At 71.0% G+C, this 22,990-nt stretch carries 17 protein-coding genes; 5 read left to right on the top strand and 12 right to left on the bottom strand.

Features of this window, described 5'->3' with window-relative positions; all coding sequences use genetic code 11:
- Nucleotides 1-17 precede the first annotated feature (17 nt).
- Nucleotides 18-1,349, bottom strand: a complete 1,332-nt coding sequence (locus NQU54_RS00165; protein WP_257629192.1) for an MGH1-like glycoside hydrolase domain-containing protein — start codon at nt 1,347-1,349, stop codon at nt 18-20.
- Nucleotides 1,350-1,897: 548 nt separating this feature from the next.
- Here NQU54_RS00165 and ppdK point away from each other — a divergent pair.
- Complete coding sequence (gene ppdK, locus NQU54_RS00160; protein ID WP_257629191.1) at nt 1,898-4,624, top strand: pyruvate, phosphate dikinase; 2,727 nt, start codon at nt 1,898-1,900, stop codon at nt 4,622-4,624.
- A gap of 133 nt (nt 4,625-4,757) precedes the next feature.
- Here the strand turns inward: ppdK and NQU54_RS00155 are convergent, their stop codons facing one another.
- From NQU54_RS00155 to NQU54_RS00140, 4 genes are all read right to left on the bottom strand, one after another.
- A complete protein-coding gene (locus tag NQU54_RS00155) occupies nt 4,758-4,937 on the bottom strand; it encodes a hypothetical protein (RefSeq protein ID WP_257629190.1) in 180 nt (59 codons plus the stop codon).
- Nucleotides 4,934-5,533, bottom strand: coding sequence for a hypothetical protein (locus tag NQU54_RS00150; RefSeq protein ID WP_257629189.1), 600 nt, complete (start codon nt 5,531-5,533; stop codon nt 4,934-4,936). Before NQU54_RS00150 ends, NQU54_RS00155 begins: the two co-directional genes overlap by 4 nt.
- A 101-nt stretch (nt 5,534-5,634) precedes the next feature.
- Complete coding sequence (locus NQU54_RS00145) at nt 5,635-6,840, bottom strand: helix-turn-helix domain-containing protein (RefSeq protein ID WP_257629188.1); 1,206 nt, start codon at nt 6,838-6,840, stop codon at nt 5,635-5,637.
- Nucleotides 6,841-6,866: 26 nt separating this feature from the next.
- On the bottom strand, nt 6,867-8,396 hold the full coding sequence (locus NQU54_RS00140) for a glycosyltransferase family 39 protein (protein ID WP_257629187.1): 1,530 nt from the start codon (nt 8,394-8,396) through the stop codon (nt 6,867-6,869).
- A 128-nt stretch (nt 8,397-8,524) separates the two neighbouring features.
- Between NQU54_RS00140 and NQU54_RS00135 the strand changes: the two genes are divergently transcribed.
- The 3 genes from NQU54_RS00135 (at nt 8,525) to NQU54_RS00125 (ending at nt 12,248) form a co-directional block, all read left to right on the top strand.
- On the top strand, nt 8,525-9,205 hold the full coding sequence (locus tag NQU54_RS00135) for a response regulator transcription factor (protein ID WP_257629186.1): 681 nt from the start codon (nt 8,525-8,527) through the stop codon (nt 9,203-9,205).
- Entirely contained in the window at nt 9,192-10,703 is a 1,512-nt protein-coding gene (locus tag NQU54_RS00130; RefSeq protein WP_257629185.1) for a sensor histidine kinase, read from the top strand. Before NQU54_RS00135 ends, NQU54_RS00130 begins: the two co-directional genes overlap by 14 nt.
- A 426-nt stretch (nt 10,704-11,129) precedes the next feature.
- Entirely contained in the window at nt 11,130-12,248 is a 1,119-nt protein-coding gene (locus tag NQU54_RS00125) for an ArsR/SmtB family transcription factor (protein ID WP_257629184.1), read from the top strand.
- Nucleotides 12,249-12,321: 73 nt separating this feature from the next.
- On the opposite strand, the gene NQU54_RS00120 is transcribed toward NQU54_RS00125, so the two are convergent.
- Nucleotides 12,322-13,836: an APC family permease gene (locus NQU54_RS00120; protein WP_257629183.1), complete on the bottom strand. Its 1,515-nt coding sequence runs from the start codon at nt 13,834-13,836 to the stop codon at nt 12,322-12,324.
- A gap of 220 nt (nt 13,837-14,056) precedes the next feature.
- On the bottom strand, nt 14,057-15,202 hold the full coding sequence (locus NQU54_RS00115) for an aminotransferase class V-fold PLP-dependent enzyme (RefSeq protein WP_257629182.1): 1,146 nt from the start codon (nt 15,200-15,202) through the stop codon (nt 14,057-14,059).
- 200 nt (nt 15,203-15,402) lie between these two features.
- Between NQU54_RS00115 and NQU54_RS00110 the strand changes: the two genes are divergently transcribed.
- Nucleotides 15,403-16,173, top strand: a complete 771-nt coding sequence (locus NQU54_RS00110; RefSeq protein ID WP_257629181.1) for a FadR/GntR family transcriptional regulator — start codon at nt 15,403-15,405, stop codon at nt 16,171-16,173.
- A gap of 20 nt (nt 16,174-16,193) precedes the next feature.
- Here NQU54_RS00110 and NQU54_RS00105 read toward each other — a convergent pair whose 3' ends face one another.
- The 5 genes from NQU54_RS00105 to pcaB form a co-directional block, all read right to left on the bottom strand.
- Complete coding sequence (locus tag NQU54_RS00105; RefSeq protein ID WP_257629180.1) at nt 16,194-17,069, bottom strand: carbohydrate ABC transporter permease; 876 nt, start codon at nt 17,067-17,069, stop codon at nt 16,194-16,196.
- The gene (locus tag NQU54_RS00100) at nt 17,069-18,004 is read right to left on the bottom strand and encodes a carbohydrate ABC transporter permease (protein ID WP_257629179.1); all 936 of its coding nucleotides are present in this window, start codon (nt 18,002-18,004) and stop codon (nt 17,069-17,071) included. The genes NQU54_RS00105 and NQU54_RS00100 overlap by 1 nt, the downstream gene beginning before the upstream one ends.
- Nucleotides 18,004-19,269, bottom strand: a complete 1,266-nt coding sequence (locus NQU54_RS00095) for an ABC transporter substrate-binding protein (protein ID WP_257629178.1) — start codon at nt 19,267-19,269, stop codon at nt 18,004-18,006. The genes NQU54_RS00100 and NQU54_RS00095 overlap by 1 nt, the downstream gene beginning before the upstream one ends.
- A gap of 86 nt (nt 19,270-19,355) precedes the next feature.
- On the bottom strand, nt 19,356-20,810 hold the full coding sequence (pcaDC, locus tag NQU54_RS00090; protein ID WP_257629177.1) for a bifunctional 3-oxoadipate enol-lactonase/4-carboxymuconolactone decarboxylase PcaDC: 1,455 nt from the start codon (nt 20,808-20,810) through the stop codon (nt 19,356-19,358).
- An 837-nt stretch (nt 20,811-21,647) separates the two neighbouring features.
- Nucleotides 21,648-22,964 (bottom strand): 3-carboxy-cis,cis-muconate cycloisomerase, encoded by a 1,317-nt coding sequence (gene pcaB, locus NQU54_RS00085; protein WP_257629176.1) that lies wholly within the window; start codon nt 22,962-22,964, stop codon nt 21,648-21,650.
- Nucleotides 22,965-22,990: the final 26 nt, after the last annotated feature.

The raw sequence follows: 22,990 nt of genomic DNA, 5'->3' as shown, positions 1-22,990 counted from the left end.
CGGGGGGTCGAGGGCGATCAGGCGCCCTGACCCGCCGCCACCGCAAGGTCCAGCGCCAGCGCGGCCGTCCAGCTGAAGCCGCGTGTCCCGCGTGCCTCGCCGGTGTACGGATCGACGTACTCGGCGAAGCCCGACGCGACCGCCGTCTCAAGCGCTGCGGCGCGCAGCGCGTCGGCCGACGCGGACTCACCGTGCTGCCGCAGCCCCCGCTCCAGCAGCCAGTTGACGTTGAACCAGGCGGGGCCGCGCCAGTAGCGGGCGGCGTCGAAGGCGGGGCCCAGCAGGTCGTAGCTGGGCACCAGCCGCGTCTGGTGGCCCAGCCCGAAGTGGGCGCCGCGGGCGGTGCGCACCAGCGCGGCGGCGATGCCGTGCGGCAGGCCGGGGACCAGCAGCGGCAGCAGCCCCGCCGCGCTCAGCTCGCGGATCGGGCCGCCGCCGAGCACATCCCGGCACAGGAACAGCCCCGCGGCCGGGTCCCACAACCGGTCCACCAGAGCGGCCGTCAGACGCGCCGCCCGGTCCCGGTGGACCGAGGCGTCCGCGCCCACCAGGGCGGCGATCTCGGCCAGGGCGTGCTCGGAGGCGATCAGCAGCGCGTTGACGCCGGGGTCCTCGACGATGAACGCCGCCCCGGCCCCGCCGTCCGCGTAGCCGCCGTCCCGGTAGTCCGCCGCGAGCCGTACGTACCGGCCGTAGTCCAGGTCGGTGGGGCGGTCGGAGGCAGCGCCGTGGTCGAGGTCGGCGCGCCGGAACGTGCCCGGGGGCGCCGGTTCGACGCGGGCCAGCGGGGCGTCCCAGCAGGGGCTGTTGTCCATCCCCGGCTCCCAGGGGTGGACCACGGCCACCAGCCCGCCGCCGCCCAGGTCGCGGGCTCCGGTCAGATAGCGGTGCCAGGCGGCGAGCCGGGGGTAGGCGCGGGCGAGGAAGCCATGGCGCGCCGAGGAGCGCGGATCGGCCCGGTGCACCAGCAGAGAGGCGAGCGCGTGGACCGGGGGCTGGACGATGCCGGAGGTCTCGACGCCGCGCGGGGCGCCGGCGGCCGCACCGGCGGTGGAGGAGCGCCAGAAGCCGGGGCCGGGGAAGTAGGCGGCGGGCGGCACCGCCGGGTTGAAGACGATATGGGGGATCCGGCCGTCACCCCATTGGGCGGCGAACAGGGTTTCCAGTTCACGCTGGGCGCGCCGGGGCGAAATATGGCGTGATCCGATCGCGATGAAGGCCGAGTCCCAGCTCCACTGATGTGGATAGAGGCCGGGTGCGGGGACCGTGGAGGAGCCGGTCCAGTTGTCCGTCAGCACGCGCCGCGCGCCGCTCGCCAGGCCGGTCGGGGCGGGCCGTGCGCTGGTCAAGAGCCCTCCTCGTGCTGTCCGACAGTCAACATACCCGTCGGCGCGGCGGGGCCACGCGGTGCGCGCGTGGGGTTCGGCGGATCCGGCCGGGGGCGGTCGGCCCCCCACGCCAATCGCTGAATCGCTCATCTGAGCGGGGCCCCTCTCGTTGTATCCAAAAGGCGAGACAATGGGCCATGACAAGGCGTGATTCTCGCCACTCTGATCGGGGTGTCGCTCAGATGAGCGGTTGCGGAGGGGCGGTGCGGCGGTTCTCCGCTGTGCCCACCTCTCCAATGCGTGGCACTCAGTGCCACCCACTTGATGTTCGACACCTCGAACCATCGGTTACGTACAGTGAAATTCCAGGCGTCCATCACGGGCGGAGGGTGGGTGTGTGTTCGAGCCTTGAAGGCGAGTCAAGAGGGCCTCGTTCGGGCACCACACTTTCGAACACGTGGCAGGCGGGTGGTTACAGCCGTATGACGGTGGAGTGCACATACTCAGGGGCCTTTGATCTGGGTACGCTCCCCGCCGTCAGGGCAGCCGAGCCGAGGAGATCGAGTCCCGTGCCGGAAACACAAGATCAGCAGAAGTTCGTTTACGACTTCACCGAGGGCAACAAGGATCTCAAAGACCTGCTCGGCGGTAAGGGAGCCAACCTCGCCGAGATGACCAATCTCGGCCTCCCTGTGCCACCGGGCTTCACCATCACCACCGAGGCGTGCAAGGTCTACCTCGACAGCGGTGAGGAACCCTCGGCCCTGCGCGACGAGGTGAGTGCGCACCTCGAAGCGCTCGAAGAGAAGATGGGCAAGAAGCTCGGCCAGGCCGATGACCCTCTCCTGGTATCCGTACGCTCCGGTGCCAAGTTCTCGATGCCCGGAATGATGGACACCGTCCTCAACATCGGCCTCTCGGACCAGTCCGTGGCCGGGCTCGCCGCGCAGGCGGGTGACGACCGGTTCGCCTGGGACTCCTACCGGCGCCTCATCCAGATGTTCGGCAAGACCGTGCTGGGCGTGGACGGCGACCACTTCGAGGAGGCCATCGAGGACGCCAAGCGGGCCAAGGGCGTCACCGTCGATGTGGACCTCGACGCCGCCGACCTCAAGAAGCTGGTCGGCGAGTTCAAGAACATCGTGGCCAAGGAGACCGGCCGGGGCTTCCCGCAGGAGCCGCGCGAGCAGATGGACCTCGCCGTACGGGCCGTCTTCGACTCCTGGAACGGCGACCGCGCCAAGCTCTACCGCCGCCAGGAGCGCATCCCCCACGACCTCGGCACCGCCGTCAACATCTGCTCCATGGTCTTCGGCAACCTCGGCCCCGACTCGGGCACCGGAGTCGCCTTCACCCGCGACCCCGCCAGCGGCCACCAGGGCGTCTACGGCGACTACCTCCAGAACGCCCAGGGCGAGGACGTGGTCGCGGGCATCCGCAACACGGTGCCGCTGGCCGACCTCGAGCGGATCGACCAGCGCTCCTACGAGCAGCTGATGCAGATCATGGAAACCCTCGAGACGCACTACAAGGACCTGTGCGACATCGAGTTCACCATCGAGCGCGGCAAGCTGTGGATGCTCCAGACCCGCGTCGGCAAGCGCACCGCCGGGGCCGCCTTCCGCATCGCCACCCAGCTGGTCGACCAGGGGCTGATCGACGAGGCCGAGGCGCTGCGCCGGGTCAACGGGGCCCAGCTGGCCCAGCTGATGTTCCCGCGCTTCGACCACGAGGTGGCCTCCGGCGACACCGTCCGGAAGATCGGCCGGGGCATCGCCGCGTCCCCGGGCGCCGCCGTCGGCAAGGCCGTCTTCGACTCGTACACCGCCGTCAAATGGTCGCGCTCGGGCGAGAAGGTCATCCTCATCCGCCGGGAGACCAACCCCGACGACCTCGACGGCATGATCGCCGCGGAGGGCATTCTGACCTCGCGCGGCGGCAAGACCTCACACGCCGCCGTCGTCGCCCGTGGCATGGGCAAGACCTGTGTGTGCGGCGCGGAGGAGCTGGAAGTCGACACCAAGCGGCGCCGGATGACCGTGCCCGACCGGGACGGCAAGGACGGCCTCGTCATCGAGGAGGGCGACGTCGTCTCGATCGACGGCTCCTCCGGCAAGGTCTACCTCGGCGAGGTCCCCGTGGTGCCCTCGCCGGTCGTGGAGTACTTCGAGGGCCGGATGCACGCGGGCGCCGACGACGCGGACGAGCTGGTGGGCGCCGTGCACCGGATCATGGCGTACGCGGACCGGGTGCGCCGGCTGCGCGTACGGGCCAACGCGGACAACGCCGAGGACGCCGCCCGCGCCCGGCGGTTCGGCGCCCAGGGCATCGGGCTGTGCCGCACCGAGCACATGTTCCTCGGCGAGCGCCGGGAGAAGGTCGAGCGGCTGATCCTCGCCCATACCGAGGAGGAGCGGGACACCGCGCTGGGCGAACTGCTGCCGCTTCAGAAGGACGACTTCGTCGAGCTCTTCGAGGCGATGGACGGGCTGCCGGTCACCGTCCGGCTGCTGGACCCGCCGCTGCACGAGTTCCTGCCCGACATCACCGAGCTTTCGGTGCGCGTCGCGCTCGCCGAGTCCCGCAAGGACCACAACGAGAACGATCTGCGGCTGCTCCAGGCCGTCCACCGGCTCCATGAGCAGAACCCGATGCTCGGCCTGCGCGGAGTGCGCCTCGGCCTGGTCATCCCCGGGCTGTTCGCCATGCAGGTACGGGCGATCGCCGAAGCCGCCGCCGATCGCCGGAACGCCAAGGCCGACCCACGGGCCGAGATCATGATTCCGCTGGTCGGCACGGTCCAGGAGCTGGAGATCGTCCGCGAGGAGGCCGAGCGGGTCATCGCCGAGGTCGAGCGGGCCCGGGGCGTGGACCTCAAGCTCACCCTCGGCACCATGATCGAGCTGCCGCGCGCCGCGCTGACCGCCGCCCAGATCGCCGAGTCCGCCGACTTCTTCTCCTTCGGCACCAACGATCTCACCCAGACCGTCTGGGGCTTCTCCCGCGACGACGTCGAGGCCAGCTTCTTCACCGCCTACCTGGAGAAGGGCATCTTCGGCGTCAGCCCCTTCGAGACCATCGACAAGGACGGCGTCGGCGCCCTCGTCCGCGACGCCGCCCACGCGGGCCGCGCCACCCGCCCCGACCTCAAGCTCGGCATCTGCGGTGAGCACGGCGGCGACCCCGAGTCCGTCCACTTCTTCCACGAGGTGGGCCTGGACTACGTCTCCTGCTCCCCGTTCCGCATCCCCGTGGCCCGCCTGGAGGCCGGCCGCGCGGCGGCCAACAGCCGGTAGCCACCAGCGGATCAAGCCACCGGAGCCGGCGCCGGGAACACCCACCCTCACCCCCGGCCTCGGCTCCGGACCTCAAAGGGGGCGGCACCTTGTGCGGAGGTGCCGCCCCCCTTATTCGTCCGTCGGCGGTGCCTTACATGACTTCCTCCGTCCGGGCCTGCCGTGCGGCCTCCTCGTAGGCGTGCAGCAGCCGCTCGCCGGTCTCGCACTTGGCGCCGGGTGTCCGGCAGGCCGGGCAGCCCGCGGCGTGCTCGATGGCGGCGCGCCATGCTTCGTCGGCGAATGGGTCCTTGGGCTCTTCGGGGGTCGTCATCGGGTCCTGCCCTGGTCGAGGGCGCGGCGCATGGCGGCGGCCTGGGCCACGGTGTCGCGTGGGTGGTGCCGGGCGTGGGTGGGGCAGGCATAGGTGGTCGTGGCGGCGACGCTGCCGGTGTGTTCGATGGCGATGGGGATCGGTTCGTCGGTGGGGAGTTGGCAGCGGTGGCAGAGCTGGCGGCCGTCCGGTGCCGGGCCGAGGACCTCGTTGACGGCCTGGCGCAGGGCGCGGGCCAGGTGATCGGTGCCGGTCAGATACCGGTTCGGGCCCAGGGGGATCCGCCAGTGCGTCCGGTGCTCGGGTCCCCAGGAGACGGGCGGTACACCGAGAAGCGTGGTTTCGTCGGCGAGTGCGGTGAGGAGGCGGATCCGGCGGATGCACCAGCTGCGGGCGGTGTCGACGCCGATCAGCCAGTACGTCTTGCCGTAGGTGTCGTCCTGGATCACGGCTCCGGACCGGCCGCCGAGCAGCTCAAGGGCGCGGTCCGCGACGGGGGTGGGCGCGGAGATGGCGTCCCACCATTCGCCCACCGGTAAGGGTTCGATGTCCTCGGTGTTGGGTGGTGTCCACGGCAGGGTTCTGGTTGTCGTCATGGTCGGCTCCGTGCACGGTGTGTGTCTTGACCGTCACATCGTGTCGACCTGCGAGGCCCTCAGTGTTCCCGGATACGGAACAATAGGGCGCTTTGGTGCTGCTACATGCCCACCCACGCGGCCAACGAGGACAGGGATTCAGGCGCCCGCCGCTGACGGCGCACCAGGACGGCGATCGTCTCCCGCACCAGCGGGTGGTACCGGGCCTGCTGCGGAGCGACCCTACGAGCCCTCGCCAAGAACCGCTCAGCGGGATCCGTCTTCCCCATCTGCGCGTAGGCACGGGCCATCTCGATGTAGTACCGGCCGACTCGCATACGGGGGTGCGTCTCCGGGAAGTGCAGCTTCTTGGACAGCTTCACCGCCTCGCCGAGCTCACCGAGCTCCACGTTGGTCGCGACGTCGAAGTGCTGCACGCTCGTCAGGCCGAACGACGACCAGTAGACGTTCGGCACATCCCGGCCGATCTTCTTGGCCATCTCGTGTGCCAGGCCCATGTAACCGGTGACGGCGTCAGCGTCCTTGGCTTGGGCCGCCGCGATGGCCGACGCGAGATGCAAGCTGCCGGTCACCGCGAGCGCCTCAACGGACTTGGGTTGCTCGACCTGGCCGATGAGCCGATGGCCGCGCGTGACGACCTGGAGCGACATCTGGTTGTTCCCGCGTCGGAGCAGCATGCTCGACCGCTTGTTCAGGCGGATGGCGAGCAGCAGCGGGTCCTGTGCCTGCTCCGCCATCCACCCCATGCGCTCCAGCGCGATCGAGGCAAGATCGTGGTAGCCGACCCGGTAGGCGAACTCGTAGGCGACCCAGTAGCACCAGCTCAGCGACGAGGCGGCGCGCCGGTAGCTCTCACCCGGCGACAGCAAGCTGACCGTGGTGGTGAGTTCGCCGAGCAGTCCGGGCAGTTTCGACCCGATGTCCTTGTACTCGGTGGCGGAGGCCCCGGCGCACAGTGCTCGCACGTCGCTCTCCACCTGGTCGATGGGCCGGGGGGTGATGTGCGGGTCCGGCCCGAGGTCGTACATGTCGAGCGCCTCGGACAGCGGGGAGATCAGGCGGTCGAGATGGTCCTGCCGTAACTCGGAAATGTACGGCTGGCCGTTGAGCACGGCCACGTCCACCTGGAGGACGCGGGCGACGGCGGCCACGACGGAGGGTGTGGCCGGAGCCAGGCCACGCTCGACTTTGGCGATGGTGCCACGGGAGAGGAACGAACGTTGCGCCAGTGCGGTCTGGGTGAGCTGACGCAGCTTCCGGTAGTCCGCGATGCGTGCGCCGGTGTGTTCCTCATTGCTCTGCGGCATGGTGAACTCCGTTCTGGCCTCGACACTCAGAACGGTACCCGCGGGCGGTGGTGCCGGTACGGCTGATCGGTACCGGCCTTCGGAGACGGGTCGTGGTCTCGGACATAGACGGTGACTCGCGCCCCGTTGACATGGGTTGTTCCGTACGCGCGGAAGTGGCGCCGCAGGGTGCTGGTTTTCGCTTCGTCCTGCGGGTTGCTCAGCGAGTGCGCACCCGCCGCGCGGACCGCGACGATCCGGTCGAATTCCAGCATGCGTGCCGCGATTTCCTGGGCGGGAAGCTCGACACCCGCAAGTGTGTTCGATGAAACGGGGTCCTGTGCCAGGGCCAGATCCGTCAGGGAACGGGTGTCCTCGGGGTTGGCCGCGGTCAGGATCCGGTGCCGGCCGGCGAGATAGAGCAGCCCGTCGCCGGGACGGCCTTCCTTGCGTACGGTGGCGCCGATGGCGGTGGCGTCATCGCTCCGGCTCTGGGGCGTCCTCAGCGACAGGCTCGGCTGGACGAGCGCTGCCAGTGCGGCGACCACCGCGATCCACACGTAGCGGGAAGACCGCTGGAGCCGGTGGAAGTAATCCATACAGGCGCCCAGCAGCAAGGCGATTCCGATATTGCTGTAGAGCACATACCGGTCGACGAAAAGGGGCTTGACCAGTGAGGTGATCAGCAGCAGAAGGCCCGGAAGCACAAGAATCGGCACGGCCAGCACGGAAAGCCGTACGGGCCCCCTCACCCCCAGGGGCGCTCGGGCACACACCACGCCCACGACCGCCACCACCAGGAAATAACGAAGCCGCACCGGTCCGCCGATCCAGGACACCTGCTCCGACTGCCCCGCACTGTAGATCGCCAGTGGCAACAGCCCGGCCACAACGCCCGCGGCAGCCACGCTCCACGCCCTCATCACCGGTCGTGGAACACGGGAGACGACCAGTGTGACGCCGTGTGCGACCAGGGCGAGGACCGCGAACTCATGGAGCAGACAGGCCAGCAGCATGGTGGAGCCATAGACCGCCCACCGCCACCGGGCGCGATGCGGGACGCTGACCACGAGCGCATAGGTGGCCCAGGTGACCAGGGCACAGACCATGGCATACGAGCGCCCTTCCTGCGCGTACTTCTGTACCTGGGGAAGGAGCGGAAACACCAGCCCGGCCAGCAGCCCGGCACGGGGTCCCGCCAGGCGTAGCGCCAGAAGCCCGACTCCGCTCGCCGCCACGGATATCGCCAGCACAGACGGCAGCCGCAATGTCAGCAGCCCTCCGCCGAAGAGACCGAAGATCTGATGCATCACGGCGTAGTAAAGGGAATGGACCAGATCAATGTGCTGGGCGGTGTGCCATATCTGGGAAAGATCGCGGTGCGCGAGCTGATAGGTGACGGACTCGTCCCCCCACATAGTGTTCTGCCTGCGGATCCCCCAGAGCCCCAGAGCGATGGTCAGCGCCAAGGGCGCGATGACGACAACGGCTTTGGCCGGGCCCGGTGATTGCCGACGGGCGGGTACGGGAGGGGAAACCGTCGTGGCCACGGCGGGGGCACGTTCATCAAGGGACATCGGCGACAGGGCCTTTCAGCAGTGGCGAAGACACTCCGCCAGCGTGCCCGGACCTCGCTGACCGGTTGCTGACCCAACCTGACCGGCCGATCAGGAAGGCGGGCCGGCGCTGTGCGAGGCTGCACCACATGCGCATCCTGGTGGTCGAAGACGAGGTGGACCTCGCACACACCCTGCACACCGGTCTGACCGCCGAGGGCTACAGCGTCGACCTCGCCCATGACGGCCGACACGGACTGTGGATGGCCCGGACCGGCGAATACGCCCTCGTCGTACTGGACTTGATGCTGCCCGGACTCAACGGCTACAAGGTCTGCGCCCAACTGCGCCGGGAGGGCAACGCGACCCCCATCCTGGTCCTCACCGCCAAGGACGGGGAGTGGGATCAGACAGAGGCCCTGGACACGGGGGCCGATGACTACCTGGCCAAACCCTTCTCCTACATGGTGCTCGTCGCCCGGCTGCGGGCCCTGGGCAGACGAGCCGCCACGATCGCCCCGCCCGTCCTTGCCGTGGGCGACCTCTCGTTGGATGTCGCCGGCCGGGTCTGCCGCCGGGCCGGGACCCGGGTGGAACTCACCCCCCGGGAGTTCGCCGTGCTGGAGCTGCTGGCCCGCCGGGCGGGCCAGGCGGTCTCCAAAGCGGATCTGCTCTACCATGCGTGGCCCGACGAAGCCTACGATCCCAACCTGGTGGAGGCGCGCGTCAGCGCCCTCCGCAAGAAGGTGGACGCCGCGTTCCAGCGGAAGTCCCTTCAGACCGTACGGGGTACCGGCTACCGTCTGGTGGACGACCGTGAACGCGACTGAGCCGCGACGCCGCTGGTGGCCGCGCTCGGTACGAGCCCGCGCGGCCCTGGCCGCCGCCTCGGCCGCCGCCGTCATCCTGGTCGGCACCGGCTGGTGGGTACACCACGACGTCTACCGCCAGAGCGCGCAGATCGCCGAACGACAAGCCCAGGCACATCTCTTGGCTCTCGTCGATCAGTTGAAGGAGGGAAGCGTTCCGGTTCGCAGAAGCACTGTGCCGTACGAGGTCGTCGCGACCGGCCGCCGCGCCGCTGTCGCCTACGGCGGAGGCATGGAGGAGTTCGACCCCGGCACCCGCCATGTGCTGCCCGCCCCGCCGAAGGCCGAGGTGCCCGCCCCACCGGATGACGGGGCGGTCTGGGGCTATTCGAACTGTCCCCTGGACATACCGGCGCGCCACGACGCCAAGCCCTGGGACCGGTTCGGCAAGGACGGCGGGACCTACCTGGGCATGTACGACGACATCAGGGCCGATAAACTGAGCAGCGACAAAGTCGCCGCCCTCGGCATCGCTCCCGACGCCCAACTTCGGGTCTATGTGGTGGTGCTCCCGCACGCGGCCGAGGAGATCGCCGAGCCGATCACCAAGACCACTGATGTTCTGCTCCTGCGGGCCGGGCTCGTCAGTCTCGTACTGATCGCCGCCGCCGCCTACTTCACCGTCCGCATCGCGCTGCGGCCGGTCGAAGCCGTCCGCGTCCTCACCGCCTCGGTCACCGCGAACGACCCCCGCGAACGCGTCACCGTCCCCGCCACGGGACATGAGATCACCGCCCTGGCCACCACCATCAACACCACCCTCCAGCGCCTCGACAACGCCGCCGCCCAGCAACGCCGCTTCGTCGCGGACGCCGCCCACGAACTGCGCAGCCCCCTCACCACACTGCTGGCCAGCCTGGAAGTCGCGCTCGCCTACCCGGAACGCACCGACTGGCCTGCCGCGGCCACCACCGCCGCACGGCAGACCCGCCGCCTCCAGGCCCTCGCCGAAGACCTGCTGCTCCTCGCCCGCCTCGACACCCGCGCCCCCACAGCCGACCCCGAAACCGTCGACCTGACAGCCCTCGCCCACCGGCTGACCCAGCAATACCCCCTCACCGAACGGCCGTTGACCCTCAGCTGCGACAGCACCGCCCCCGCATACGCACACGGAAACCCCGACGAATTCGAACGGCTGCTGCGCAACCTCATCGACAACGCCGCCCGCCAGGCCGCGCACCGCATCCAGATCACCGTCCGGAACCAGCACGCCTGGGTCGTCCTCACGGTGCACGACGACGGACCGGGGGTGCCCCCCGAGGACGCCGAGCGCATCTTCGAACGCTTCGTCCGGCTCGACGACGCCCGCTCCCGCGACCAAGGCGGCACCGGCCTGGGCCTCGCCATCGCCCGCGACCTGGCCCACCGCCACCGGGGCACCCTCACCCTCACCCCCCGGACCCTCGGAGCATGCTTCCGGCTACGCCTTCCCCAAGCCCCCGCCCCGGTCGAGAAATGACACATTGGCCTGGCGGTCGGTCGTGGTCGTAGACGTGCGCCGGCACGCGGGCGGCCTGGGTTGAGGCGGGGACTCAAAGGGGGCGGCACCTTGTGCGGAGGTGCCGCCCCCTCCCACTCCCCCCACGGGAGCTGTTGCCGCGCGCATCGGCTACGTGCGGCAACACAAGTGCCCAGTCGCCGTAACGTACTCGTCACCCCCCACGGGAACGAGCAAACTGGCTCCGAGCACCGCCTGTTGAATTCCGGACGGCCCTCGGAAGTGTTTACCGGCGGCCCCGGTTTTCCTGGAGAACAGCTTTCCTGTTCCGGGCTGCGCGTCGCTCCCCGTTTCACATCTGGCCAAAAGGGCGTGGTCACTGACCGTGCCAGCGTGCATACTCATCGGTGATCGGGGGGTGGTCGTAATGTCACGTGTGGGGGTCTGGTGCTCCGTGTTCATTTCAGTGAACTCGATCTGGCCCGGGTGCGGGTGGCGGTTCGCCCGGACGCGCTCTGGGAAACCGTTTTAAGTTTCCATCGGCTGCGGGAGAACCGGGCGGAGACCGTATACGGGAAATGGCGTTCTGAGGCGCGAAACCGACTCAACGGTGAAGCGCGGCTGCTCGCGCCGCTCATTCCGTCGCGCGGCTATTTCCCGGACTTCCTGACACCCGCCGAAGGGGTAATCGGTTGCGATGCCGCGATGTCCGCGCTGCGCGCCACACCGGGGGAGCGGCTGAACGCGGAGCTGTCCGGGCTTCCGGCGGCGCGGGCGCTCCCGGGGTGGATACGGGATCTGGCGCAGGGCGAGGGCAAGTCGCTGGATCGGCTGATCAGCACGCTGCGTACCTATCACCAGGCCGCCATCGCCCCGTACTGGCCGCATATCCAGGCCCGGATCGAGGCCGACCGGGTGGCCCGGGGCCGCGCCCTGCTGGACGGGGGCGCCGATGGGCTGCTGGCCTCGCTGCCGCCGACGATGCGGTGGCGGGCGCCGGTGCTGGAGGTCGACTATCCGGTGGACCGCGAGCTGTGGCTGCGCGGACGGGGGTTGCTGCTGCTGCCGTCGTTCTTCTGCCGGGGGACGCCGGTGACCTTCCGGAACCCGGATCTGACACCCGTTCTGGTCTACCCCGTCGAACACGCCCGGTGCGGCCTTTCGCTCCGCACCGGGCAGTTGCCCGCCGTCGCGTCCGGGGCCGGGTCCGGGTCCGGGTCCGGATCAGGGGCTGCGTCCGGGTCCGGGTCCGCTCGGACGCTCGGCAAGCTGGTCGGGCAGACCCGCTCGGCGGTGCTGCTGGAGGTCGGCGGCGGCTGTACGACCAGTGAACTCGCCCGCAGGGTCGGCGTATCGCTGGCTTCGGCCAGCCAGCACGCCAGTGTGCTGCGCGAGGCGGGCCTGGTGCACACGCTCCGCCAGGGCGGCGCCGTCCTGCACACCCTGACCCCGCTGGGGGCGGCGCTGCTGCGCGGCGGGGCGGCGGGGGAGCGGGTCTTCGGCCCGGCGGCGCCGCTGCCGCCGGTCGTCACGAGCGGGCGGGGGCCGTCGTCAGGGCGTGGATGAGGCTTCCCGGCTCCTGGCTTCCTTGACCCCGGCTTCCTCGGCCCTGGGCCCCCGGCCCCTCGGATTCCCGGCTCTACGCCTTCCGGTCCTCGGCCATCTCGTGGTCCTCCGCCTTCCCCGGTGTGGCCCCGGTGGCGAGTTCGCCGGTGGCCACCTTGCTGTGGCGGCGGCCCCAGCAGAGGTAGATCAGCAGCCCGGCGGCCATCCAGCCCAGGAACCGCGCCCAGGTGATCAGCGGCAGATTGCCCACCAGCAGCAGACACAGCAGCACCGCGACGGCCGGGACGACCGGCACCCACGGGGTGCGGAAGCCGCGCCGCAGATCGGGGCGGGAGCGGCGCAGGTACACCACTCCGACGCAGACGACGATGAAGGAGGTCAGCATGCCGATGTTGCCCAGTTCGGCGAGGTCCCCGATGGGCAGCACCGCCGTCATGAACGCGACCATCAGCCCGAGGGTCCAGGTGATCCGGCGCGGGCTGCGGGTGACCGGATGCACATGGGAGAACCACTCGGGCAGCAACCGGTCGCGGCTCATCGCGAGGAACACCCGGCTCTGCCCCAGCAGCATGATCATCACGACCGTGGTCAGCCCGCAGATCGCGCCGATGCCCACGATCCGCACCGCCCAGTCCGCACCCGCCGCCTTCAACGCGCCGGTGATGGGGGCGGCGTTGTCCAGCTTGGAGTAGTGCTGCATCCCGGTCACGGTCAGGGCGACGGCGACGTAGAGCACGGCGCAGACGGCCACGGTGGACAGCAGCGCGATGGGCAGGGTGCGCTGCGGCCGCTTGGCCTCCTCGGCGTTGCTGGCCATGATGTCGAAACCGGAGTACGCGCCGAAGATGATCGCGCCACCGGTGAGGATCCCGGCCATGCCGAACGTGGCGTCCGCGCCCAGCCCGGCCCAGCCCAGCAGCGGCTGCTGCCACATGTCGCCGTCGCCGCCCACCGGTTGGGACGCCGGGATGAACGGCGACCAGTTGGCCGCGTCCACATGCGTCACCCCGATCGCCAGGAAGATGACGATGGCCGCGAGCTTCACCATCGTCATCGCCGTGTTGATCCGGGAGGTGGTGCGCACCCCGGAGGCCAGGATGGCGGTGAGCACCAGGATGACCAGCACGGCCGGGATGTTGACGGCCGCGTCCGGGCCGGAGACGGAGGCCGGGATGTGGATCCCGAAGGTGGCCAGGAAGTCGGTGACGTACTGGGACCAGCCACTGGCCACCGCGCCCGCGCCCATCGTCATGTCCAGGATCAGGTCCCAGCCGATGAGCCAGGCTACCAGCTCGCCGAGCGAGACATACGCGAAGGTGTAGGCGCTGCCCGCGACCGGGACCGTACTGGCGAACTCCATGTAGCACAGCGCCACCAGGGCCGTGGTGACCGCGCCGATGGTGTAGGAGATCGCGATGCTCGGCCCGGCGTAGTTCGCGGCCGCCGTGCCGGTCAGCACGAAGATGCCCGCGCCGATGGTGACGCCGATGCCCATCAGGGTCAGCTGGAGCGGGCCCAGGGCGCGGGCCAGCCGCGTCTTCGGGCTCGCGGCGTCCTCGATGGTGGCTTCGATGGATTTGTTGCGCATGGCGGTGGTCACTCCTTCGCTCGCCCGTGCGTAAGCGCTCCGCGGCGTAAGCGCTCCGCGGGAAGTGCCGCGAGGTGCGGTCGTTCATCCGCGGCTGTGTCGTGGCTGGGCCCACGCGGCGGAGCCGCACATCGACACAGCCGCGGCGGAGTCGCATATCGACACAGCCCCGCGCCCCTTCGGGGCGCACCCGAACCGCACCGGACTTCATCGAGGCCGCTCAGGCCCTGAGCACCCCGGGGAGGCACTCGGCCAGTCGCTCGTAGTCGGACACGGTGTTGTAGAGATGGGCCGAGAGCCGCAGGAAGCCCCGGCCGTCCCAGGAGGTGATCGCGGTTTCGCAGCCGGTGCCGGCCGCGATCCGCCGCTGGAGCGCCTGGGCGGCCTCGTGGTCGGTGGCCAGCCCGGCGGGCAGCGGGACCAGCCGCATCGCCGGGGCCTCGCCGAACCTGACGGCGGTCAGGTCCGCGCCCAGGGCGTCGGCCAGCATCCCCTGGGCCACCTCGGCCAGCTTGGTGATCCGGGCACGGGCGAGGTCCCAGCCGTACGTCTCCTCGATGAACTCCAGCGAACGCGGCGCCGCGAGCCAGGCGGTGAGGTCCAAGGTGCCCTGGATGTCGAAGCGTTGCGGGAAGGGGTCCGGGGCGCCCCAGGAGTCGGTGAGCGGCCACAGGTCCTGGGCGCCTGGCCCACTCGCGACCAGCGCCGCCGTACCGCGCGGGGCGCAGCACCACTTGTGCAGATTGCCGACCCAGAAGTCGGCGCCCTGGGCCAGGCCGACCGGATCGGCCAGCATGCCGGGCGCGTGCGCCGCGTCGACCAGGACCTTCGCCCCGACGGCATGGGCGAGCCGGGTGATCTCCGCCACCGGGAAGAGCCGGGCGGTGGCCGAGGTGATCTGGTCCACGACCACCAGCGCGGTGGCCTCGCTCAGCGCGCCCTCGAAGACGGCCGCGATCCCCTCGGCGGTCGACTCCAGCGGGATGTGCAGCGTCCGCACCCGGGCCCCGGCCCGCTCGGCGGCCCGTACCGTGCCCATCGCCGCCGCGCCGTAGGCGTGGTCGGTCAGCAGCACCTCGCCGCCGGGCGGCAGCGCCAGACTGCCCAGGACGGTGCTCACTCCGGCGCTGGCGTTGACCACCAGGGCGGTGTGCTCAGCCGGGACCCGCAGGAACCGCGCCACGGCGGCACGGGCCAGGCCCACCCGGTCGGGCAGGTCCCGGAACCACGCGTCCGGGTTGGTCTCCATCTCCTCGCGCAGCGCCCGCTGGACGTCCTGGACGGTGCGCGGTACGACGCCGAACGAGCCGTGGTTGAGATGGACGACCGAGGGATCGAGCGTCCAGTGCGACGGGGCGGCGGCCATGGGTCCCTTCCGGTTGGCTGGTGCGGCTGAGAGGCTTGCTTGCCGAGTTGTCCGATGACTTTGCTCAGCCTCCGGGAACCGTAGACGCGCCATGCCCGTTCTGAACAGGCCCTTGACGTAAATTGGGGGTAATGAAGGCGGCCGGTAGCATGGAGTCATCTGATGACTTCGGCTGGAGCCGGTCGGAAAGGGGTGGCGGGATGGCCGCGACCGACGAGGCGGCGAACGGGCTGCGCGCCATGATCGCCAAGGGTGAGCTGGCGCCCGGTCAGCAGCTGCCCGCCGAGCCCGAACTCTGTGCGCGGCTCGGTGTATCGCGCGGCTCGCTGCGCGAGGCGGTGCGCTCGCTCGCCGCCCTCGGGATGCTGGAGTCCCGCCATGGCGCCGGCACCTTCGTATCGGCGCTGCGCCCCGGGCAGATGCTGGCCGGGTTCGCCGCCACCGTGGACGTCCTGCCGCTCGACGGGCTGCTGGAGCTCTTCGACGTCCGCCGCCCCCTGGAGGCCCAGGCCGCCGCGCTGGCCGCCGCCCGCGCCGATGAGCGGGTCGTCGCGCGGCTGCGCGAGGTGCAGAAGCGGCTGGCCCGGTCCGAGGACGAGGCCGAACGGCATGCGCTGGACCGGGAGTTCCACTCCACCCTCTGCGAGGCGAGCGGCAATGAGGCGCTGGCCGCCCTCGCCGATGTGCTGCGCGCCCGCGGCAGCCACTACAGCATCTATGGCGCCCCCGAGGCCGACACCATCCGGCTGGCCAGCGACCTCGGCCATGAGGCGCTGATCAACGCCGTGGCCGCCCGCGATCCGGCGGCCGCCGCCGCGGCCGCCACCGCGCATCTGTCCCAGACCGAGGTCTGGCTGCGGCGGTACGCCCCGCTGCCGGATGACGGCGCGCTGCCGGACGTCGCCCCGTTGCCGGACGACGCCCCGCCGCCGGGCGGTGACCCGTTGCCGGACGGCGGCCCGGCCCGCTGATCAGCGTCTCAGTCGTCGTCTCAGTCGTCGATGCCGCTGCGTTCGACGCCCGCGACGATATAGCGCTGGAGCACGAGGAAGACCACCAGCAGCGGCACGATCGACACCGCCGCCGCCACGAACAGCTCGTGGAGGTTGACGGTCTGGGCCGTGGTGAACGTCGACAGCGCCACCTGCACCGTCCACGCCTCCCGGTCCTGGCCGATGACCAGCGGCCACAGGAAGGAGTTCCAGGCGCCGATGAAGACGATCGTGCCGACCGCCGCGAAGACCGGCCGGGAGTTCGGCACCACCACCCGCCAGTACGTACGCCAGTAGCCGAGACCGTCCACCCGCGCCGCGTCCTCCAGCTCCCTGGGGAAGCCCAGGAAGTACTGGCGGAAGATGAACGCCGCGACCGCGCTGAACAGCGTGGGCACCACAAGACCGCGCAGTGTGGACACCCAGCCGAGCGAGCTGACCAGCACGAAGCTGGGCACGAAGGTGACCGCCGCCGGGACCATCAAGGTGCCCAGGATCCAGTAGAAGACCACATTGGCGTAGGCGTACGGGATACGGGCCAGGCCGTATCCGGCCAGCGAGGCCAGCAGCAGGGTGCCCACGGTGGTGAGGACCGCGATCAGCGAGGAGTTGAGCAGCGCGTGCGCCATCGGCACATTGGGGTCGTCGAACAACTCGCGGACGTTGGACCAGTGCAGCTCGCTCGGGAAGAACGTCCACTCCGGCGAGGTGATGTCCGCCTCGCTCGACAGCCCGTTGCGCACCAGGAGGTAGAACGGGATCAGGAAGAGCAGCGCGAGCGCGAGCAGCAGCACCAGCCGCACGGCGCGCCCCACGCCGACGAGGGCGTCCCGGACGTCCCGCGTCCTGGGAGGGACCCTCGGGGAAGTACGCATCAGTCCTCCTTCCGGCCGAGGCCGAACCAGCGCGCCTGCACCACCGTCACCACGGCGATGATCAGCGCCAGGATCACCGCGCCCGCACTGCCGAGACCCAGGTTCTGCCCCTGGCCCAGCGCCGTGTAGTAGAGGTAGACCAGCGGCGGGCGGGCGTAGGGCGGATAGCCGCGCGAGTCCGACAGCAGGTTGTAGAACTCGTCGAACGCCTGGAAGGCGTTGATCACCAGCAGCAGCACCACCGCGACCGAGGTCGCCCGCAGCTGTGGAAAGGTGATGTGCCGGAACACCTGCCACCCCGGCCGCGCCCCGTCCACGGCCGCCGCCTCGTACAGCCGCGGGGGGATGCGCTGGAGCCCGGCCAGGAACAGCACCATGTAGAACCCCGTCTGGAGCCATAGCCGTACGGTCACGATGACCAGCCAGTACCAGGGCGGCTCTGTGGTCGACAGCCAGGCGATCTGATCGGCGCCGAACCAGTCCAGCACGGTGTTGGCCAGCCCGAAGCGCACCCCGTTGAAGATCGACATCTTCCAGATCAGCGCCGCCACCACATAGGAGCACGCCACCGGCAGGAAGAACACCGACCGGAAGAACGCCTGTGCCCAGCGCAGCCGGTTGACCATCAGCGCGAGCGCGAGCGAGAGCACATAGGTCGCCGGGACGATGAACGCGGTGAAGACCAGGAAGGTCACCAGGCTGTCGGTGAACGCGTCGTCGCCCAGCATCGCCGTGTAGTTGCCGAAGCCGACGAAGTCCGTGGGCGACACGGTGTTGTGCGCGTCGAAGAAGCTGAGATAGACGCTCCAGGCCAGCGGGACATAGGTGAAGAGGGTCAGCCCCAGCACGAACGGGCCGACGAAGATCCAGAACCACAGATGGCGGTTCTGCGGGCCCAGCAGCCTCTCTGTCAGTTTTGTCCGCGGGCCGCCCATCAGCTCTTCTTCTGCACGCGCCGCAGTTCGGCCTCGGTCTTGCGGACCACCGACCGCAACTCGCTCTCGGGGTTGGCCCCGCCTTTGATGATCCGGCTCAGCGCGTCCTGGTAGGCCGTTCTGCTCGCGGAGGTCCACAGCAGCGGTTCGGCATGGCCGTTGTCGGTGGCGTAGCGCACCGCCTCGCCGGCCGCGCCCTGGCGCAGCTTGGCCGCCTTCGTGGCCAGCGAGATCCGGGCGGGGATGTGGAAGCCGTAGCGGAGCGCGAAGTCCTCCTGGTAGTCGGTCCGTTGCACCCACAGCCACTTCACATACGCCTTCGCCACCGACTTGTGCCGGGACCGGGCGCTGACCGCCGCCCCGTACGCGCCGACCGGCACCGCGGGCGCGCCGTGCGCCCCGTCCTGGGGGAACGGCAGCACCCCGAAGTCCTCCCCCAGCGCCTTCTTCACCTGCGGCAGCGCCCACAGCCCGGACCACTGCATGGCGGTGAGCCCCTGGGTGAACGCGGCCGGGTCCGACCAGTCCGAGGGCGCCCCGAGCAGCAGCGACTTCTCGGCGTAGAGCTGACGCAGCTTGCCGAGCGTACGGGCGGCCGCCGGGTCGTCGAAGCCGACCTTGCCGTCCTCGGTGATCAGCGTGAGCCCGGCGGCGTTGAGCGGGGTGCCGCCGAGGACGCCGGGCCCGCCGTCATTGCCCAGGAAGAGCCCCTTGACGTCCCCGGTGGTGAGCTCCTTCGCCGCGTCGATCAGCGCGTCGAGGGTGCTCGGCGGCTCCAGTCCCGCGTTCTTGAGCATGCTCTTGCGGTAGTAGAGCAGCTGGGTGTCGATGACCTGCGGAACGGCCCAGATCTTGCCCTGATGCGTCTTCGGGGCGAGCACGGCCGGGTTGAAGTCGTCCTTGGCCTCGGCGAGCAGCTCGGTGAGGTCGACCACCTGACCGCCCTGGATCTGGTCCAGCGTCGGGCCGTTGACCTCGAAGACATCCGGACCGGACGTCGTGAGCAGCGCGGCGGCGGTCTGCTGGTCGTAGGCGCCCGGCCGCCACTGCACCCGGACGCTCGCCTTCTCGAACGCGTCGGCGTACCGCTTGACGGCCTGTTCGGTGCCGGGCTCGCCGTACTGGTGGTACCACTGCTCGATCACCGGCTGGCCGGCGTGGTCATCGCCGTCCCGCCCGGTGTTCGACCCGCAGGCGGAGGCCAGCGCCCCGGTGAGGGCCAGCCCTCCGCCCGCACCCAGCAGCCTTCGGCGGCTCATGGACATTGGTGCGCCCCCTCGTCTCCCGGTCCCCGTACGACCCAACGATCAACGATGGAGGCGGATTACGACAGAGGTGTTGCGGCTGGATGTCACTTTTCGGTATCAGAACGTGACGCTGTGTCGACCTTGGTGCTTGTGGTGGTGGCGGTTGTGGTGGTGGCACTGGTGGTGGCTCTGGTGGTGACGTGCTCGGCGTCGATCTCGTCGAAGACGCGCTGGGCGGTGGCGAAGGCCGAATTGGCCGCCGGGACACCGCAGTAGATCGCGGACTGGAGCAGCACCTCGCCGATCTCCTCACGGGTCAGCCCGTTGGTGAGCGCGGCCCTGATGTGCATGGCCAACTCGGCGTCATGGCCGTGCGCGATCAGCGCGGTGAGGGTGATACAGCTGCGGGTCCGCCGGTCCAGACCGTCACCGGTCCAGATCTCGCCCCATGCGTAGCGGGTGATGAAGTCCTGGAAGCGGGCGGTGAACGGGGTGGTCCGGGTCACGGCGCGATCCACGTGCGCATTCCCGAGGACGTCCCGGCGGACGGCCATCCCGGCGGCGTGGCGGGAGGCGTCGGTGTGGGGTGTGGTGTCGGTGTGGGGCGTGGTGTCGGTGTGAGGTGTGGTGTCGTGGGGCGTGTGGGTGTGGGGCGTGGTGTCGTGGGGTGTGTGGGTGTGGGGCACCTCGTCGTGGGGCGTGTCGTTTCGGGGTTGCGAGGGCGCGTCGTCGTGGGGCGTGTCGTTCTGGGGCCGTGTGGTCGCGTCGTCGTGGGGCTGGGCGGTGCTGTCGGTGAGATGGGCGAGCAGCGCCGCCGTCACCGGCTCGGGCCGCTCGACCCCCGCCAGATGCGCCGCCCCGGCGACCTCCAGCAGACTCGCCCCGGGCACCGCGTCCGCGATCCGGCGGGCGTGCGCGGGCGGGGTCGCGGGGTCGTCGCGACCGGCCACGACGAGGGTGGGTACGGCGATCCGCTCCAGGTCGGCCGTGATGTCGTACGCGGCGAGGGCGTCGCAGCAGGCGGCGTAGCCCGCGCGGTCCGTGGCCCGCAGATCCTCGATCAGCGCGGCGCCGACGGGCGTGTGGGCGAAGCCGTGCGAGAACCATGTGCCGGGACGGCTCGCCACCATCGCCTCCGTTCCCTCGGCCCGCACCAGCGCGGCCCGTTCCCGCCAGGCGGCGGGGTCGCCGAAACGGGCCGAGGAGCAGACGACGGCGAGTGAGGTGAGGCGTTCGGGGTGGTGGGCGGCGAGATGCAGGCCGACCGCGCCGCCGATCGAGACGCCCGCGTAGGCGAACCGCTCCCACCCCTGCTCGTCGGCGAGCCGCAGTACGAGGGCGGCGAGATCGCCGATGGTGGCCGAGCCGTCGGAGGGCAACAGCGCGGCGGGGGAGCCGCCGTGGCCGGGCAGATCCCAGCGCAGGATCCGGTGTGTCCGGGTGAGCGCGGGTAGTTGGGGCTCCCAGACGGCGAGGGAGGTGCCGATGGAGGGGCCGAGGATGAGTGGTGGGGCGGTGGGGGGTCCGCTGAGGTCGTGGTGCGGTTGGTTGTTGGTCACTGGGGGGCTCCGGTGGGTGGGTGTGTGGGGGTGCGTGGGCGGCTGCGGCGGGGTGCATTTCCCCCACCCCGCCCCTCCCCGAAACTGGGTGCTTCGCCCCCAGGCCCCCGCTCCGGGGCTTCGCCCCCAGGCCCCTGCTCCGGGGCTTCGCCCCCAGGCCCCTGCTCCGGGGCTTCGCCCCCAGGCCCCTGCTCCGGGGCTTCGCCCCCAGGCCCCTGCTCCGGGGCTTCGCCCCCAGGCCCCTGCTCCGGGGGCTTCGCCCCCAGGCCCCTGCTCCGGGGCTTCGCCCCCAGGCCCCTGCTCCGGGGGCTTCGCCCCCAGGCCCCTGCTCCGGGGGCTTCGCCCCCAGGCCCCCGGGGGCTCTGCCCCCGAGCCCTGGGGCTCGGCCGCCGAACTGGCGGGGCTTCGCCGCCGAGTCCTGGGGCTTTGCCCCGGATCCCGGGGTTTCGCTTGTGAGGCGTGGGGCTTGGCTTCCGGGCCCCGGGGCTTTGCCCCCGAGCCCAGGGGCTCGGCCCCCGAACTGCCGGGGCTTCGCCCTCGTACCCCGGGGCTCTGCTCCTGGGCCCGGGGGTTCTGCCTCCAAAGCCTGGGGTTCTGCTCCTGGGCCCGGGGGTTCTGCCCCCGAAGCCAGCGGTCCTGCTCGCGGGCCCAAGGGCTTCGCTCCCGGACTCCGGGGGCTTGGTACCCGGACGTGCCTGAGGTGCCGGGCGGGGGCATCTTCCAGCCTCTCCGGCGATTGAGGAGCGGGGGTGCGGGGGCGGAGCCCCCGGGGTGGGGGCTGGGGGCGCAGCCCCCAGATTCGGGAAGGGGCGGGGTGGGGGATTGCCGCCGGAGGCGTTAGGCATCGCGGGCCAGCGCGCGGTCGACCAGGGCCGGGGCCGAGCCCAGGTATGTGCCCGGGTCCGTCAGCTCGCGCAAGCGTTCCGCCGGCAGCACCCCGGCCAGCGCCTCCGCCAGCCCCACCCCCTCCTCCGCGACCCTCCGCGACGCCTCCGTCAGCAGTTCCTTCGCGCGGGCGCGGCCGACGGCCGGGGCGAGGGCGGCGGCGAGGCGCTCGCTCACGATGAGCCCGCCCGTCAGCCGCAGATGTTCGGCCATCCGGTCGGGGAACACCTTCAGCCCGGAGGTCAGCTCCACCGCGTCCCGGGCGGAGCCCCCCGCGAGCCGCAGCAGTTCCCGCAGCGTCTGCCACTCGGCGTGCCAGGCCCCACCGGGCCGTTCGTCCTCGGCGGCCAGCGAGCCCAGCAGGGTCGCGGCGAGCTGCGGTGCCTGACGGGCCGCGGCGGCCATCAGCGTGGCGCGTACGGGGTTCGACTTATGGGGCATCGCGGACGAGCCGCCGCCCGCCCCCTCGGCCACCTCGCCGATCTCCGTACGCGAGAGCACCAGCACATCCGCCGCCACCTTCCCCAGCGCCCCCACGGCGAAGGCGAGCGCGGTGCCCAGGTCGGCGACGGGGGTGCGCAGGGTGTGCCAGGGCAGTTCGGGCTCGGCCAGCCCGGTCTCCTCCGCGAAGCGCGCCAGCAGCTCGGCCCCCGCCCCGAAACCGGCCCCGAAACCCGCCCCGAACCCCGCCTCGAAGGCGGCCAACGTGCCCGCCGCACCGCCCAGTTGCGCGGGCGGCCGCAGCGCCGCGAGCCGGTCACGGGCGTCCAGGACGAGCGCCCGCCAGCCCGCCGCCTTCAGTCCGAAGGTGGTGGGCACGGCGTGCTGGGTGAGGGTGCGGCCGGGCATCGGGGTGTCGCGGTGCGCGGCGGCGAGCCGCGCCAGCTCCGCCGCCGTACGCTCCAGATCGGCCACGATCAGCGGCAGCGCACGCGCGGCCACCAGCATCGCGGCCGTGTCCACGATGTCCTGGCTGGTGGCGCCCCGGTGGACGTACGACGCGGCCTCGCCGTCCGTATGGGCCACCGCCGCCGTGAGGTCGGCGACCAGCGGAATGACCGGGTTGCCCCCGGAGCGGGCGCGCAGCGCCAGGTCGCGTACGTCGTACAGCTCGGCGCGGGCCGCGCCCGCCACCGCCTCCGCCGCCCCGGTGGGGGCCACCACGCGCGCCAGCGCCGCCTCCGCGTCCAGCATGGCCTGGAGAAACGCGATGTCGCCCGTGGTGGCCTCCACCGCCGACCCGGTCCGCACCGGGGACAGCAGCCCCACGTCGTGGCCGTCCGAAACGCCGGAAC

The organism is Streptomyces malaysiensis subsp. samsunensis, assembly GCF_024519315.1.
In the GTDB taxonomy this organism is placed as follows: Bacteria; Actinomycetota; Actinomycetes; order Streptomycetales; family Streptomycetaceae; genus Streptomyces; species Streptomyces malaysiensis.
Note: the sequence above shows the minus strand (reverse complement) of the source record. Positions and strands in the feature narration are given on the sequence as shown.

Bases quoted from the DNA above. Each gene is read 5' to 3' on its own strand.
- NQU54_RS00155 (WP_257629190.1), bottom strand. From the start codon at position 4,937: ATGACGACCCCCGAAGAGCCCAAGGACCCATTCGCCGACGAAGCATGG.
- NQU54_RS00150 (WP_257629189.1), bottom strand. From the start codon at position 5,533: ATGACGACAACCAGAACCCTGCCGTGGACACCACCCAACACCGAGGAC.
- NQU54_RS00145 (WP_257629188.1), bottom strand. From the start codon at position 6,840: ATGCCGCAGAGCAATGAGGAACACACCGGCGCACGCATCGCGGACTAC.
- NQU54_RS00140 (WP_257629187.1), bottom strand. From the start codon at position 8,396: ATGTCCCTTGATGAACGTGCCCCCGCCGTGGCCACGACGGTTTCCCCT.
- NQU54_RS00135 (WP_257629186.1), top strand. From the start codon at position 8,525: ATGCGCATCCTGGTGGTCGAAGACGAGGTGGACCTCGCACACACCCTG.
- NQU54_RS00120 (WP_257629183.1), bottom strand. From the start codon at position 13,836: ATGCGCAACAAATCCATCGAAGCCACCATCGAGGACGCCGCGAGCCCG.
- NQU54_RS00115 (WP_257629182.1), bottom strand. From the start codon at position 15,202: ATGGCCGCCGCCCCGTCGCACTGGACGCTCGATCCCTCGGTCGTCCAT.
- NQU54_RS00110 (WP_257629181.1), top strand. From the start codon at position 15,403: ATGGCCGCGACCGACGAGGCGGCGAACGGGCTGCGCGCCATGATCGCC.
- NQU54_RS00105 (WP_257629180.1), bottom strand. From the start codon at position 17,069: ATGCGTACTTCCCCGAGGGTCCCTCCCAGGACGCGGGACGTCCGGGAC.
- NQU54_RS00100 (WP_257629179.1), bottom strand. From the start codon at position 18,004: ATGGGCGGCCCGCGGACAAAACTGACAGAGAGGCTGCTGGGCCCGCAG.
- NQU54_RS00095 (WP_257629178.1), bottom strand. From the start codon at position 19,269: ATGTCCATGAGCCGCCGAAGGCTGCTGGGTGCGGGCGGAGGGCTGGCC.